Genomic DNA, 13,853 nt, shown 5'->3' on the forward strand with positions numbered 1-13,853 from the left:
CGTTCAAAATCAGTTTTCGAGCACGTAGCAGGGCGTATAGGGCTCGCCGTCGAGTTTCATGCGCCCCTGGGCGACGAAGGAGCTCAAAAGCTCGTCCAGGCGGCGCATGAGCTCCGGCTCGGCGGAGAGCACGAAAGGACCATGGGCCTTGATGGCGCGAATGCCCGGCTCTTTCACGTTACCCGCCACGATGCCGGAAAACGCCCGGCGCAGGTTGGCGGCCAGTTCGTGAGTGGGCTGGTCGCGATGCAGGGCAAGGTTCTTCATCGCCTCGTGGGTCGGCTCGAAGGGGGCCTGGAACTCGCGGGCGATGTTGAGACGCCAGTTGAAATAGAAAGCATCCTGATGCTCGCGGCGAAATTGAGCGATTTCGTCGATGCCTTCACGCATGCGCCGGGCGACGGACACCGGGTCGCCGGTAATGATGGTGTAGTAGCGGCGAATTTCTTCGCCCAGGGTGTACACCAAAAACTCGTCGATTTTCTCGAAGTAGGCGGCAGATGCGGCCGGGCCTGTGAAAATGAGCGGGAAGGGCGTGTCGCTGTTTTTCGGGTGTAGCAGAATACCCAGTAGATACAGGATCTCTTCCGCGGTGCCCACGCCGCCTGGGAAAATGATGATCCCGTGACCCAGGCGCACGAAGGCCTCGAGGCGCTTTTCGATATCCGGCATGACCACCAGTTCGTTGACGATCGGGTTCGGCGCTTCCGCGGCGATGATGCCGGGCTCGGAGATCCCCAAATAACGCCCCCCTTTACGCCGCTGCTTGGCGTGGGCCACATTGGCGCCTTTCATGGGGCCTTTCATTGCCCCGGGCCCGCACCCGGTGCAGATATCCATTTCGCGCAGGCCCAGGTGATAGCCTACGTCCTTGGAGTAGTCGTACTCTTCGCGGGAAATCGAGTGCCCGCCCCAGCACACCACCAGGCTCGGGTCGAGCTCGGGCTTTAACGTGCCAGCCTTGCGCAGAATATGGAAAACCGCGTTGGTCGTGCCTTCGCCGGTGGTCAGGTCGAAGCGGTCCTGGCGCTGAATTTCGCTATACACGTAAACGATGTCGCGAAGGATCGACGAAAGATGTTCGCGAATACCGCGAATCATGTGGCCATCGACGAAGGCTTCCGCCGGGGCGTTGGTCAGCTTCAGCCGAATGCCGCGGTCCTGCTGCAGCACTTCGATGTCGAAATCCTTGTAAGCCTCCATGATCGCCAGGCTATCGTCCGAGGGGCGCCCGCAGTTGAGTACCGCCAGCGCGCAGCGGCGAAGCAAGTCGTGAAGCCCGGTTTGAGAGGTGCTTTGCAGGCGATAGACCTCTTGTTGAGAGAGCACCTCGAGGCTGCCTTCAGGGGAAATCGTGCTGGAAATCGTGGGCCGTGGGGCCAGGGCTTGGTTCATTCGTGTAACGTTCTCTGGGTGAATAACAATGACTTGCCCTACTATCACCCAAGCGAATGGCTACGTGCAAGGCGCCTCGGCGTGCCAGATATGCTAATCTTGACCGTTTTGGTGTTCGCGTTTGAAACACCATACGTTACTTTTGCTATGGCGCTCATCATGTTCAATGCCCACTACTTTCGAACCTTTATTACGCTGGTGGAAACCGGTAGCTTTACGCGCACCGCGCGCCGCCTGGAAATGACTCAGCCAGGCGTCAGCCAGCACGTTCGAAAGCTCGAAGGGTATCTTGATAAAACGCTGATCGAGCGCAAGGGAAAAAGCTTTACCCTGACCGAGTCCGGCCGGCGCGCCTACGACTATGCCTTGAAGCTGTTTGCCGAGCACGAGCAATTTCGCCACGCCCTGGACGATGACCTGATCGACAGCGGTGAGTGCCGGATCGCCTCGCCTGGAAGCGTCGGGCTCATGCTCTATCCATTCATTTTGGGCCAGCAGCAAATGCACCCGAACCTCATGGTGAGCTATAGCTTCGCCTTTAACCACGAAATCGTCGGGGACCTGCTGGACGGTCGCTACGATATCGGTATCGTCACCGAGCAGGTCAAAAGCGCCGAAGTCTCCTGCGAGGTGTGGCATAAAGAGCCGCTTTGTCTGGTGGTGCCGGCAGACTTTGCCGGGACTACGCTGGCCGAGCTGATGGGGCTTGGTTTTATCAACTATTACGACGGTATCAATCACGCCAACTACCTGCTGCGCGCCAACTTCCCCGACGAGTTTCGCTCCATGAGCCACTTTCGCCACCAGGGCTTTACCAACGAGGTGAGCATGGTGCTCGACGCCGTGGCCCGGGGGCTTGGCTTTACCGTGGTGTCACGGCTGGTGCTCGAAACCTCGCCTTGGCAGCGCCAGGTGAGGGCCTTGTCGCTCCCCGTTGCCGTGGATGAGGTGCTTTACGTGCTGACCCGGCGGGATTCGACGCCGCCCAAGCGCTACGAAAAGCTGCTCAACGGCTTTAAACAGCAGCGTCTGCAGGAAATCGCCCAGTAGCGCCAGGCACTGAAACCTATCAAAAAGCCCCGGGATGCTCGTATCACGGGGCTTTTTTGAGAGTGCGCTAAACGCTTTTTTGGCCTGGGGGCGCTTTAGTTACGGTACTCATCGATGCTGGGGCAGGAGCAAATCAACTGACGATCGCCCAGCACGTTATCGACCCGGTTGACCGTCGGCCAGTACTTCGCCGCCATCACCGCCTCGGAGGGGAAGGCGCCCAGGGTGCGGTCATAAGGCCGCGCCCATTCGCTGTCGGCCAGGTCGCGCTGAGTGTGGGGTGCATTGACCAGCGGATTGTTCTCAAGCGGCCACTCGCCGCTCTCGACGCGTTCGATCTCCTCGCGAATTGCGATCATCGCATCGCAGAAGCGGTCGATCTCGAAAAGCGACTCCGACTCGGTGGGCTCGATCATCAGCGTGCCGGGCACCGGGAACGACATGGTCGGGGCGTGGAAGCCGTAGTCCATGAGGCGCTTGGCGATATCCTCTTCGGAAATACCGGAATTCTGTTTGAGCGGGCGAATATCGATGATGCACTCATGGGCCACGGTGCCGTTTTGCCCGCGGTAGAGAATCGGGTAACTCTCTGCCAGGCGCTTGGCGATGTAATTGGCGTTGAGAATGGCAAATTCGGTGGCTTCACGAAGCCCCCGGGCGCCCATCATCTTGATGTAGGCCCAGGAGATCGGCAGGATCGAGGCGCTGCCGAAGGCCGCCGCGGCCACTGCGCCGCCTTCGGTTTTCACGCCGTTGATCGGGGTGACCACGTGGTTGGCAACGTAAGGCGCCAGGTGCGCTTTCACGCCGATGGGGCCCATGCCCGGGCCGCCGCCACCGTGGGGAATGCAAAACGTCTTGTGCAGGTTCAGGTGCGATACGTCGCCGCCGAAATCGCCTGGGCGGGTAAGCCCGACCTGGGCGTTCATGTTGGCGCCGTCGACGTAGACCTGGCCGCCGTTTTCGTGGACCACCTCGCACACCTTGCGCACGTGGGATTCGAACACCCCGTGGGTCGAGGGGTAGGTGATCATCACCGCCGAGAGGCGATCCTTGTGCTGCTCGGCCTTTTGGATCAGGTCGTCGAGGTCGATGTTGCCTTGCTTGTCGCACTCGACCACGACCACGTCCATGCTGACCATGGCGGCGGAGGCCGGGTTAGTGCCGTGGGCGGAGCTTGGGATCAAGCAGACGTTGCGGTGGCCTTCACCGTTGGCCGCCTGGTAGCGGCGGATGGCCAGAAGCCCCGCGTATTCACCCTGGGCGCCGGAGTTGGGCTGCATCGAAACGTGATCGTAGCCGGTGATCTCGACCAGAAACGCGGCCAGCTCGTCGATCATCTGATGATAACCCGCGACCTGATCCCGAGGGGCGAAGGGGTGCAGTTGGGCAAAGGCCGGCCAGGAAATCGGCAGCATTTCGCTGGTGGCGTTGAGCTTCATGGTACAAGAGCCCAGCGGAATCATCGCGTGGGCAAGCGACAAATCCTTGTTTTCTAGGCGCTTCAAGTAGCGAAGCATTTCGGTTTCGCTACGGTAGCGGTGGAACGTGGGATGCGTCAGGAAATCGCTTTCGCGGCGGTACGCATCAGAAATGCCTGAAAGAGCGCTTTCGAACAGCTGGTCTTCGAGCGACGGAATCGATAGGCCGTGCTCGTCGCCCAGGATCACGTCGAACAGCGCCGCCAGGTCGTGAGCGGTGGTGGTCTCGTCCAGGCTTACGCCGATGTCGCCATTGTCGAAGTAGTGCAGGTTGATATCGACGGTCATCGCCCGGCCGTGGATCTTGCCCGCATCCACGCCGGTCAGGCGAAGTGTATCGAACCAGCTTTCGCTATCTAGCGCCACGCCGGCCTGTTTCAAGCCCTGAGCCAGCAGCGAGGTGAGACGGTGAACCCGGGCGGCGATTTTACGCAGGCCCTCGGCGCCGTGATAGGTCGCGTAGAAGCCGGCGATGTTGGCCAACAGCGCCTGGGCGGTACAGATGTTGGAGGTCGCTTTCTCGCGGCGTATGTGTTGTTCGCGGGTCTGCATCGCCATGCGCAGCGCCGTGTTGCCACGGCTGTCCTGGGAGACGCCGATGATACGCCCGGGAATCGAGCGCTTGAGCTTGTCCGAGGTGGCAAAAAACGCCGCGTGGGGGCCACCAAAGCCCATGGGCACGCCAAAGCGCTGGGAGTTGCCGACCACGATGTCGACGCCCATCGCCCCCGGCTCTTTCAAGAGCACCAGGCTCAAAAGGTCCGTGGCCACGCAGGTCATGATGCCGCGCTCTTTGGCTGCGCTTACGAGTGGCTCGAGCGCGGTGATGGCCCCGCTTGCGCCCGGGTACTGAAGCAGCGCACCGAACACGTCGTGCTCGGCGAGGGTGTCGGCCGGGCCGGTGATCAAGTCGAAGCCAAAACACTCGGCGCGGGTTTTGACGACGTCGACAGTTTGCGGAAAAACATCATCGGCAACGAAGAAGGCGTTGGACTTGCTCTTCTTGTTAGCGCGTTTGCAAAGCGCCATGGCTTCCGCGGCGGCGGTGGCTTCATCGAGCAGCGACGCGTTGGCAAGCTCCATACCGGTTAGGTCCATCACCACCTGTTGGAAGTTCAGAAGCCCTTCGAGTCGGCCCTGGGAAATTTCCGGCTGGTAAGGCGTATAGGCGGTGTACCAGCCCGGGTTTTCCAACACGTTACGCTGAATGACCGCGGGCAGGTGGGTGTTGTAATACCCTTGGCCGATGTAGCTTTTGGCGACCTTGTTCTGGCGCGCCAGCTGGCTTAGGTAACCAAGCGCTTCGGCTTCGCTTTGCGGCTCGTCCAGGGCGAGCTCGCGGTCTAGTCGGATATCCCCCGGCACGGTTTGCTCGATCAGGTCCTCGATGCGCTTCATGCCGAGCGCACTCAGCATGGCCGTGGCATCGCGCTCGTTAGGGCCGTTATGGCGTTTGATAAAAGCATCGTGATCGGCCAGTTCGGCCAAGCGGCGAGTTTCAAAGGACATGAGAAGATTCCAGACGTAATGGGAAGACCGTGCGGGGCAAAACCTAAGCGCCTGCGTAGGCAGGCGCTTGAAAATCACTCGTCGGCGAGCGTTGCCTGATAGGCGTCGGCATCGAGAAGATCATCGAAGTCCTGGTCGCTGACCCGGACTTTCATGATCCAGCCGCCTTCGTAGGGCGCTTCGTTGACGGTCTCCGGCGCGTCTTCGAGCGCATCGTTCACCTCGATCACATCGCCATCCACCGGCGCGTAAAGATCCGAGGCGGCCTTGACCGACTCGATCACACCAAACTCTTCACCCTTGGTGAGCGTTTGGCCGATCTCGGGAAGCTCGACGAATACTACGTCGCCAAGCGCTTGTTGAGCGTGGTCGGTGATACCGATAGTGACGGTGCCATCTTCGTGGTCAAGCACCCATTCGTGGCTTTTGGCGTAGCGAAGATTCGCAGGAAGGTTGCTCATGTCGTATCCCTATTAAACGGTTGTCCAAGCCAAAACATACTAGCGCTTGTTGGGAGCCTTAGCGACCCCTTCAAACGCGCTGGCCGATAGCGCTATGGTACCGTGTTTCTCATAGGAAACAAATTTCTATAGCGTGGTATGAGCAGAGGCCCACTGTGTTTTTATTTACCTGGAAACGGCAGGCTATTTAATAGAATCAACCACTTCACCCTGATTTTGCCCAGCAAAAGCGTTAAGTCCATGGCAAGCCAGCGGGAAAATAGTGTAAAACAGGGTTATCGGCCGTTTAGCCGAGTAACGAACGCTTAAGTGCTAGACACGCTCCACAATCAGCTCTTCTAAAGAGGTAAAGCATCACCGTCTCGATCCGGGGTTTGCCAAGTGCACTCGAGGGCGGGCTGGCTTTGTGGGCGTAACTGATATCGACACCATCACGACACCATAATGACATCGAATAAACATGCATTCCTGAAATGCTCAAGGGTAAGGAGAACGACGTGGAAACGCTAACAACTGTGGTCGAGGCCGTTAACGGGGTCGTGTGGGGGCCGTTAATGCTCATCCTGCTGCTCGGCGTGGGGATTTATCTCCAGGCGGGCTTGAAGCTCATGCCGATCCGTAAGCTCGGTACCGGCTTCAAACTAATGTGGCAAGGGCGTGATGCCAAGCGCGGCAAAGGAAGCGAGCAAACGACCGACGACGGCGAAATTTCGCCTTTCAACGCGTTGATGACGGCGCTTTCGGCCACCGTAGGCACGGGCAATATCGCCGGTGTGGCCACCGCGATCGCCCTCGGTGGGCCGGGGGCGGTGTTTTGGATGTGGATCACCGCACTTGTCGGCATGGCGACCAAATTCGCCGAAGCGGTGCTCGCCGTTCGCTACCGTGAAACCGATAGCAACGGCTACCACCTGGGCGGGCCGATGTTCTACATCAAAAATGGCCTGGGCAGAAAGTGGCTGTGGCTGGGCATTTTGTTTGCCTTCTTTGGCGCGGTGGCGGCCTTTGGCATCGGCAACACCGTGCAGTCCAACTCCGTTGCCGACGCCATGGACGCAACCTTCGGCGTGCCGCACTGGCTCACCGGCGTGGTGATCATGGTGATGACCGGCGCGGTCATTCTGGGCGGCATCAAGCGTATCGCCAAAGTGGCGGGTAAGCTCGTGCCCATCATGGGGATCGCTTACGTGCTGGCGGGGGTGGCGGTACTGATCGTCAACGCCGACCAGGTCGGTGAAGCCTTTAGGCTGATTTTCTACTACGCCTTCAACCCCATGGCGGCGGCCGGTGGTTTTGCCGGTGCGGCGGTCATGGCGGCGATCCGTTTTGGTGTGGCGCGCGGTATTTTCTCCAACGAAGCGGGGCTCGGTAGTGCGCCGATCGCCCACGCGGCGGCGCAAACCAAAAACCCGGTTCGCCAGGGTTTGATCGCCATGCTGGGGACGTTTATCGATACGATCGTGGTGTGCACCATCACCGCACTTGTGATCCTGACCTCTTCAGTATGGCTCGAAGGTGAAGAAGGGGCTTCGCTGACGGCGCTTTCTTTCGATGCGGCGCTACCCGGTTTTGGTAACCAAATCGTAGCGATTGCGCTGGCGGTATTTGCGTTCACCACGATTCTGGGCTGGTCGTTTTATGGAGAGAAGTGCTTCCAGTTTCTCTTCGGTACGCGCTCGATCATGCTTTACCGGGTGCTGTTCGTGCTGGCGCTGCCGCTTGGCGCGATGGCCCAGTTGGGCTTTATCTGGCTGATGGCGGACACGTTCAATGCGCTCATGGCCATTCCCAACCTGATTGCGCTGGCGCTGCTGTCGCCGGTGGTGTTCAAACTGGCCAAGGACTATTTCGCCGGTAAGGACGTGCTGCCCGGCGAAGCCCTGGATCACGATAAGTAAGGGCTGATCGATCTAACCCCCAATACGAGCCGGGAAGCGACGTTTGCTTGCCGGCTCTTTCGATGGCGAGGACACGACATGACAGAACTCCACAAAACACCGCTTCACGCGTTGCACCAAACACTTGATGCCAAAATGGTGCCTTTCGCCGGTTATGACATGCCGGTGCAGTACCCGCTTGGCGTGAAAAAAGAGCACGAACACTCCCGTCGCCAATGCGGGCTTTTCGACGTGTCGCACATGGGCCAGATTTTGGTTTCTGGGCCGGACACCGCCGCGGCGCTGGAGTCGCTGATTCCGGCAGACCTGGAGGGGTTGGCTGAAGGGCGCCAGCGCTACGGGCTTTTCATCAGCACCGATGGCGGGATCATCGACGATTTGATGGTCGTCAACGCCGGGGATCACTTTTATCTGGTGGTCAACGCCGCCTGCAAGGACCAGGACATTGCGCATCTGCGCGCCAACCTCGGGTCCAGCCACGACATCCAGGTGCTCGATCGTGGCCTGCTGGCCCTGCAGGGGCCCAAAGCGGTGGAGGTAATGCGCAGGCTTTGCCCCGAGGCCTGTGAGCTTACGTTCATGCAGCACGGGCGTTTCACGATTCTGGATCAAGACGTTTGGGTGAGCCGCAGCGGCTACACCGGTGAGGACGGCTTCGAAATCTCGGTGGCCGCCGAGGCCAGCGAAGCGTTCGCCAAAGGGCTTTTGGAGGCGCCGGAAGTCGAAATGATTGGTCTGGGCGCTCGCGACTCGCTGCGTCTGGAAGCTGGGCTCTGCCTCTACGGCCATGATATGGATATGGCGACCACACCCGTCGAAGCTGGCTTGATCTGGGCGGTGGGTAAGCCGCGCCGCCACGGCGGCGAGCGGGCCGGCGGTTTCCCAGGCGCGGATGTCGTGCTCCATCAGATCGATGCCAAGGATCACACCCGTAAGCGGGTAGGGTTGGTTGCCGAGGGTCGCGCGCCGGTGCGCGAAGGCGCGCGCCTGCTCGACGAGCAGGGCGAAGAGGTCGGCGTGGTGAGCTCTGGCGGGTTTGGGCCAAGCGTTGGCAAGCCCATCGCCATGGGCTACGTCACCCGCGAATGGGAGGCACCGGAGAGCGTGGTTTACGCCGAGGTACGCGGTAAAAAACTGCCCATGACGGTCGTTAAAACGCCTTTCATTACGCCGGGCTACCACCGCGGTTAATCGCGCGGCCTGGCCCCGACATAAAAAGCCCCGACGTGAAAAGCCCCGGTGATGCCGGGGCTTTTTATGGGCGAGTGAAAGGGCTTTCAGCGACGAACGCGTTAACGAAGAACCTGACGCGGGTCGATGGGTTTACCGGCCTGGCGCAGGTCGAACAACAGATCATAGCGCTCGGTGGCGCTGCTTTGGCCGACCTCGCAAAGCGGCTCACCGGCGCTTACGTTCTGCCCCGTGCTCACCAGTATGCGCTCGCAAAGCGCGTAGACACTTTGCAGGTTGTCGGCATGATGAACGATCACTACCTCACCGAGCTGGCGCATGCCGTCGGCAAAGCGTACCTCGCCCGGGGCGACCGACTGCGCCCGGGCACCGGATTGAGTCGCCAGTAGCATGGGCTGGAGCGTGCCACGGCTGTCCGGGCCGAAGCGGCGCACGATCCGGTAGTCCTCCAGCGGCCAGGGCCAATTGCGCGCCGATGAGGGCACGCTTGCACTTGGCGTGGGCGCCGCCGACGACGAAGAGCTCGAACCGCTCGAGCTGCTTGAAGAGGCCGTGGCGCGCGAAGCGGAACCCGCGCTAAGCGGCACGCTAATGATCTGACCAACGCGCAGTGCAGTGGGGGAGGTGCCGGCGTTGGCGCTCTGGATACGCCCGCTGGTCGTGCCGAAGTGGCGGGCCACGCCGGAAAACGTATCCCCTGAGCGGATCTGGTAGCGGTAAGGCCCACCGGAGGGCGCGCGCTCTTGCTGCGTGGGGATCAAAAGACGCTGACCGACCGCCAAGCGCTGGGCGTTTACCCCTGGGTTGAAGCGCTCGAGACGCTCGATGGGTACGCCCGCACGCGCCGCGAGCTGACCCAGCGTATCCCCGCGGCTAACCTCGACCCATTCGCCGTTGATGGCACTCGAGGCGCTGCTGGTGGGGCTTCGCTGGCTCGATGAAGGCGCTGAGCTGGCGCACCCGGCCAATAAGGCCGCCAGCAAGCAAACGCCTACCCAAAGTACTAGTCGTGGTCGCTCAGCGTTTCCAGCAGCGCGTCTTTTTCCTGCCAGAGTGAGTTGATCCATGCGTGGAAGCGTTCCTTGTGCTGCGGTTGTTGATGATAATGTGCGGTGTGCATCCACTCGGGGATCGCGATCTGTCGTGCCACCAGGCTAACCGATGCCTCCTGGCCGCATAAAAAGCCCCAGAAGTTCGGCGAGGGATTGGTGTAGCTGATGGTGACGTCTACGATACCATCCAATTGATCGCCGAGAAGCCCTAAAACCTGGGCCACACCACCGGCCTTGGGGCGTAGAAGATGGCGAAAAGGGCTCTGCTGGGCGTCGCGTTTAGCTACGCTAAACCGGGTGCCCTCGACAAAGTTGTAGATCGAAATGGGCGCGTGGCGCGCCTGACGGCACACGCGCTCGGTCGAGTCCCTGTCAATAGTAGCGAGCTTGGGGTTTTTGGCAATCTGTTCCCGGCTAAAACGGCGCATAAAGGGAAATTCGAGCGCCCAGAAAGCCAGTCCGACGATGGGAATCCAGATGAGCTGATGCTTGAGAAAAAAGCGCGGCATGGGAATACGCCGGTGAAGCGCCATGAACAAAATGAAGATATCGGTCCAACTGCGATGATTGGAGATGACCAAAAGCCACTGGTTTGGGCTAAGCGAGGCGGGGATATCGATCGACACATCGGGTTTGAGCCAGTGCTTCATCCACCAAAGATTGAGCCCGATCCAATTGAGCGCGACCGCGCAGAGTTTGCCCAAAAGCCACTGTTTCGCACGTTGGCCCGGCACGACGACCTTTAAAAAAGTGAGCGCGATCAGCGGCACCCCCCACAATAGCGTGCTGAGCGTGAGCATTAAAATGCTCCCTGCTCCCTTGATGACTGGCATACCCTTGACTCCTTCGCGGTTTCATAGCCCAAGCCTTGCGTGCTTTGTTGTACACGGCCGTTGAGGTAAATGCTAAAGGATCAAGGCCTTACTTCCCAGTAAATCCCTCTATAAGCACCGTTAGACGCTTGACGCTCCTGGTGGCTCTTTATAAGTTGTCTCTTTGGTTTGATAACAAAAAACACGTCACCCCTTTGGCGCCAGGCTTTTTAACGACCACCCTGTAGTAGTATTTGGTAAGCAACCCTGTAGCAACTTTGGGGCGCAAGACCCTCGAGCCACTCACCCTTTAGCGTGCACGCGCCAAGGCGCGCCGGGCACCAACGACAACAAGCGAGGCTACACATGGCAGGATTCGATAAGCGGGTCGCTTCCTACGAGGAAGCAATGGAAGGCATCGAAAGTGGCATGACCGTTCTGGCCGGTGGGTTCGGCCTTTGCGGCATCCCCGAAAACCTGATCGCCGAGATCAAGCGCCGCGAGGTCAAGAATTTGACGGTGGTATCCAATAACTGCGGCGTAGACGGTTTCGGTCTCGGGCTTTTGTTGGAAAAGCACCAGATCAGCAAGATTTTTGCGTCTTACGTGGGCGAAAACGCGCTTTTCGAGCGGCAGATGCTCGACGAAGAGATCGAGGTCGTACTGACCCCTCAGGGCACGCTTGCCGAAAAAATGCGCGCCGGCGGTGCGGGAATTCCGGCGTTTTATACCGCGACCGGCTATGGCACGCCGATTGGTGAGGGCAAGGAAGTGCGCGAGTTCGATGGCCGCCACTATATTATGGAAGAGGCGATCGTGGGGGATTTCGCCATCGTCAAAGGCTGGAAGGCGGATCGCTACGGCAACGTCATGTACCGTCATACCGCGCAGAATTTCAACCCGATGGCCGCTACCGCCGGCAAAATTACCGTTGTAGAGGTGGAGGAGATCGTCGAGCCCGGCGAGATGGACCCCAGCCAAATCCACACGCCGGGTATCTATGTCGACCGGATCATCCAGGGCTCGTTTGAAAAACGTATCGAAAAGCGCACGGTTCGTAGCTAAGCACCCGGCCAATTTCCACTGACTTCGAGGTAATTACCATGGCGTTAACACGAGAGCAGATGGCCCAGCGCGTGGCCCGTGAGCTTCAGGACGGCTTCTACGTGAACCTGGGGATCGGTATCCCCACGCTGGTTGCCAACTACATCCCCGAGGGGATCGACGTGATGCTTCAGTCCGAAAACGGGCTATTGGGTATGGGACGCTACCCAAGCGAAGAAGAGCTCGACCCGGACATGATCAACGCCGGGAAGGAGACCGTTACCGCTCGGGACGGCGCGGCGATTTTCTCCTCTGCCGAATCCTTTGCGATGATCCGTGGCGGCCACGTGGACTTGACCGTACTGGGCGCCTTCGAGGTGGACCAGCACGGTAACATCGCTTCCTGGATGATTCCCGGCAAGCTCATCAAGGGCATGGGAGGGGCGATGGACCTGGTCGCGGGCGCCGAAAACATCATCTGCACCATGACCCACGCCTCTAAACACGGCGAGTCCAAGCTGCTCGAGAAGTGCGAGCTGCCGTTGACCGGCGCGGGGTGTATCAACCGGGTACTGACCGACCTGGCGTATCTGGAGATCAAGGACGGCGCGTTCATCTTGAAAGAACGCGCCCCCGGGGTAAGCGTGGAAGAAATTCAGGAGAAAACCGCCGGTAAGCTGATCGTTCCCGATCACGTGCCGGAAATGGAATTCGCTTGATTCAAGGGGTGACTTCTAAAATGGCGTGTTCGTTCACGCCATTTGGCACCGAGTGTGCGGCGGAAGCAGCTCTTCGCCCAAGGTGGTTGATGCGCTGTTCACCCCTTTTTGCGCAAGCGCCAGTCCACCAAAGCAGAGCCTGTGTTCATCCCCTTGGCTAAACGCTACCTTTTGCGGCATGGCCGGGTAGAAGCGGTGATCCAGTGAGTTCGAAACGGGAAAAATGCCGTTTTGCCGATCACTGGAGCACGCCCACCCGGCATTTTCGAGGGCCTGGTCCAGTGTGGCCAGCGGCTCGCCCAAAACCTGGCAATTGAACCCGGCGTGGTGAAGCCTCGGGCCCATCACCGCAAGCCACGCCGCCACCGGGTGTTCCTGTTCGAGTGCCTGATAAAGCGCCCAGGAGGGCATCGGCCAGGGTCTTCCACGGCAAAGCAAATTGTGCCCCTTACAGTCCTGGGGGTGGCTTTGCTCTATAAGCTTTAAAAGTGCTTGCCTTGGCGACGTACACAGCGCGCCCAGCTGGAGCTCGGCTAAAATTAGCCAGCTACTTTGTGGCGCGCCAAGTAGATGAATGATGAGACCTTTGTCTGCCAAAGCATACTGGGTAGCACAGACGTACCCCATGCGGTGAAGCTTGTCGGCAAGTCGTGCCGCGCTAAACGGCCCGTGGTTCAGGGTCAAAAGCGTCAGGTATTCGGCTTTGACGTTGGCCGGCCAAATACCCAAGCCGCCAAGGTCCGGGTGCGTATGGATATAATCAAGCCAAAGCTGCTGTTCGAATTCTTCACGTTGCATGGCACATGTCCTTGCCGCCTTGGGCGGTCTTGTTGGGAAAGGTAGGCCCTGGTCACTATAGGCAGCAAGGTGGCATGCGGGTTCAATTAAAAGGGGGGATAAAAGGGGCCAGGGATCAGGCCAAAAGGCCATTTTCACGCACGTAAGCGTCAAACTCGCTATACCCGCCGATATGATCCTGGTCGATAAACACTTGGGGTACGGTGTGGATCGGCTTGCCTGCGGTCTTGGCGATGTCCTCTTTGGTGACGCCTTCCGAGGGCATATCGACGTAGCGATAGCCTTCGATCTTATGGGCGTTTTCCAGTTGCTCGGCAAGCTGCTTGGCCCTTACACAAAATGGGCAGCTCATGCGCCCGAAAATGACCACGAACATGGTGACTCCTTGGGGGTAGTGACGTTGGTTTGCCATTGTCGCTCAGGTGGGCTGCGTTGAACAATCC

At 59.4% G+C, this 13,853-nt stretch carries 12 protein-coding genes; 5 read left to right on the plus strand and 7 right to left on the minus strand.

The window, feature by feature from the left end; translation table 11 throughout:
• Positions 1-9: 9 nt before the first annotated feature.
• Positions 10-1,395, minus strand: coding sequence for a nucleotide 5'-monophosphate nucleosidase PpnN (gene ppnN, locus ACWHRL_RS09000; RefSeq protein WP_447528808.1), 1,386 nt, complete (start codon positions 1,393-1,395; stop codon positions 10-12).
• A 159-nt stretch (positions 1,396-1,554) separates the two neighbouring features.
• On the opposite strand from ppnN, the gene ACWHRL_RS09005 reads away from it, so the two are divergent.
• Entirely contained in the window at positions 1,555-2,445 is an 891-nt protein-coding gene (locus ACWHRL_RS09005; protein WP_447528809.1) for a LysR family transcriptional regulator, read from the plus strand.
• 95 nt (positions 2,446-2,540) lie between these two features.
• Here ACWHRL_RS09005 and gcvP read toward each other — a convergent pair whose 3' ends face one another.
• On the minus strand, positions 2,541-5,435 hold the full coding sequence (gene gcvP, locus ACWHRL_RS09010) for an aminomethyl-transferring glycine dehydrogenase (RefSeq protein WP_447896103.1): 2,895 nt from the start codon (positions 5,433-5,435) through the stop codon (positions 2,541-2,543).
• 74 nt (positions 5,436-5,509) lie between these two features.
• Positions 5,510-5,896, minus strand: coding sequence for a glycine cleavage system protein GcvH (gene gcvH, locus ACWHRL_RS09015; protein WP_447896104.1), 387 nt, complete (start codon positions 5,894-5,896; stop codon positions 5,510-5,512).
• A gap of 497 nt (positions 5,897-6,393) precedes the next feature.
• Between gcvH and ACWHRL_RS09020 the strand changes: the two genes are divergently transcribed.
• Together ACWHRL_RS09020 and gcvT are read left to right on the plus strand one after the other, a co-directional pair.
• Positions 6,394-7,794 carry an alanine/glycine:cation symporter family protein gene (locus ACWHRL_RS09020; RefSeq protein ID WP_447896105.1) on the plus strand — a complete coding sequence of 467 codons (1,401 nt, stop codon included), beginning with the start codon at positions 6,394-6,396 and terminating at the stop codon, positions 7,792-7,794.
• A 78-nt stretch (positions 7,795-7,872) separates the two neighbouring features.
• Positions 7,873-8,985 (plus strand): glycine cleavage system aminomethyltransferase GcvT, encoded by a 1,113-nt coding sequence (gene gcvT / locus ACWHRL_RS09025; protein ID WP_447896106.1) that lies wholly within the window; start codon positions 7,873-7,875, stop codon positions 8,983-8,985.
• A 101-nt stretch (positions 8,986-9,086) separates the two neighbouring features.
• Here the strand turns inward: gcvT and ACWHRL_RS09030 are convergent, their stop codons facing one another.
• Both ACWHRL_RS09030 and ACWHRL_RS09035 read right to left on the minus strand, forming a co-directional pair.
• Complete coding sequence (locus ACWHRL_RS09030) at positions 9,087-9,968, minus strand: LysM peptidoglycan-binding domain-containing protein (RefSeq protein WP_447528814.1); 882 nt, start codon at positions 9,966-9,968, stop codon at positions 9,087-9,089.
• A gap of 20 nt (positions 9,969-9,988) precedes the next feature.
• Positions 9,989-10,870, minus strand: a complete 882-nt coding sequence (locus ACWHRL_RS09035) for an acyltransferase (RefSeq protein ID WP_447896107.1) — start codon at positions 10,868-10,870, stop codon at positions 9,989-9,991.
• A 345-nt stretch (positions 10,871-11,215) separates the two neighbouring features.
• On the opposite strand from ACWHRL_RS09035, the gene ACWHRL_RS09040 reads away from it, so the two are divergent.
• A complete protein-coding gene (locus ACWHRL_RS09040) occupies positions 11,216-11,914 on the plus strand; it encodes a CoA transferase subunit A (RefSeq protein ID WP_447528816.1) in 699 nt (232 codons plus the stop codon).
• 38 nt (positions 11,915-11,952) lie between these two features.
• A complete protein-coding gene (locus ACWHRL_RS09045; protein ID WP_447528817.1) occupies positions 11,953-12,612 on the plus strand; it encodes a CoA transferase subunit B in 660 nt (219 codons plus the stop codon).
• 33 nt (positions 12,613-12,645) lie between these two features.
• On the opposite strand, the gene ACWHRL_RS09050 is transcribed toward ACWHRL_RS09045, so the two are convergent.
• Both ACWHRL_RS09050 and ACWHRL_RS09055 read right to left on the minus strand, forming a co-directional pair.
• Entirely contained in the window at positions 12,646-13,410 is a 765-nt protein-coding gene (locus ACWHRL_RS09050; RefSeq protein WP_447896108.1) for a DUF1338 domain-containing protein, read from the minus strand.
• Between the two features lie 115 nt (positions 13,411-13,525).
• The gene (locus ACWHRL_RS09055) at positions 13,526-13,786 is read right to left on the minus strand and encodes a GrxA family glutaredoxin (RefSeq protein WP_447530515.1); all 261 of its coding nucleotides are present in this window, start codon (positions 13,784-13,786) and stop codon (positions 13,526-13,528) included.
• Positions 13,787-13,853: the final 67 nt, after the last annotated feature.

It is taken from the genome of Vreelandella sp. GE22, from assembly GCF_968212445.1.

Coding starts and splice junctions, on each gene's coding strand:
- ppnN (WP_447528808.1), bottom strand. CDS start 1,395: ATGAACCAAGCCCTGGCCCCACGGCCCACGATTTCCAGCACGATTTCC.
- ACWHRL_RS09005 (WP_447528809.1), top strand. CDS start 1,555: ATGTTCAATGCCCACTACTTTCGAACCTTTATTACGCTGGTGGAAACC.
- gcvP (WP_447896103.1), bottom strand. CDS start 5,435: ATGTCCTTTGAAACTCGCCGCTTGGCCGAACTGGCCGATCACGATGCT.
- gcvH (WP_447896104.1), bottom strand. CDS start 5,896: ATGAGCAACCTTCCTGCGAATCTTCGCTACGCCAAAAGCCACGAATGG.
- gcvT (WP_447896106.1), top strand. CDS start 7,873: ATGACAGAACTCCACAAAACACCGCTTCACGCGTTGCACCAAACACTT.
- ACWHRL_RS09035 (WP_447896107.1), bottom strand. CDS start 10,870: ATGCCAGTCATCAAGGGAGCAGGGAGCATTTTAATGCTCACGCTCAGC.
- ACWHRL_RS09040 (WP_447528816.1), top strand. CDS start 11,216: ATGGCAGGATTCGATAAGCGGGTCGCTTCCTACGAGGAAGCAATGGAA.
- ACWHRL_RS09045 (WP_447528817.1), top strand. CDS start 11,953: ATGGCGTTAACACGAGAGCAGATGGCCCAGCGCGTGGCCCGTGAGCTT.
- ACWHRL_RS09050 (WP_447896108.1), bottom strand. CDS start 13,410: ATGCAACGTGAAGAATTCGAACAGCAGCTTTGGCTTGATTATATCCAT.
- ACWHRL_RS09055 (WP_447530515.1), bottom strand. CDS start 13,786: ATGTTCGTGGTCATTTTCGGGCGCATGAGCTGCCCATTTTGTGTAAGG.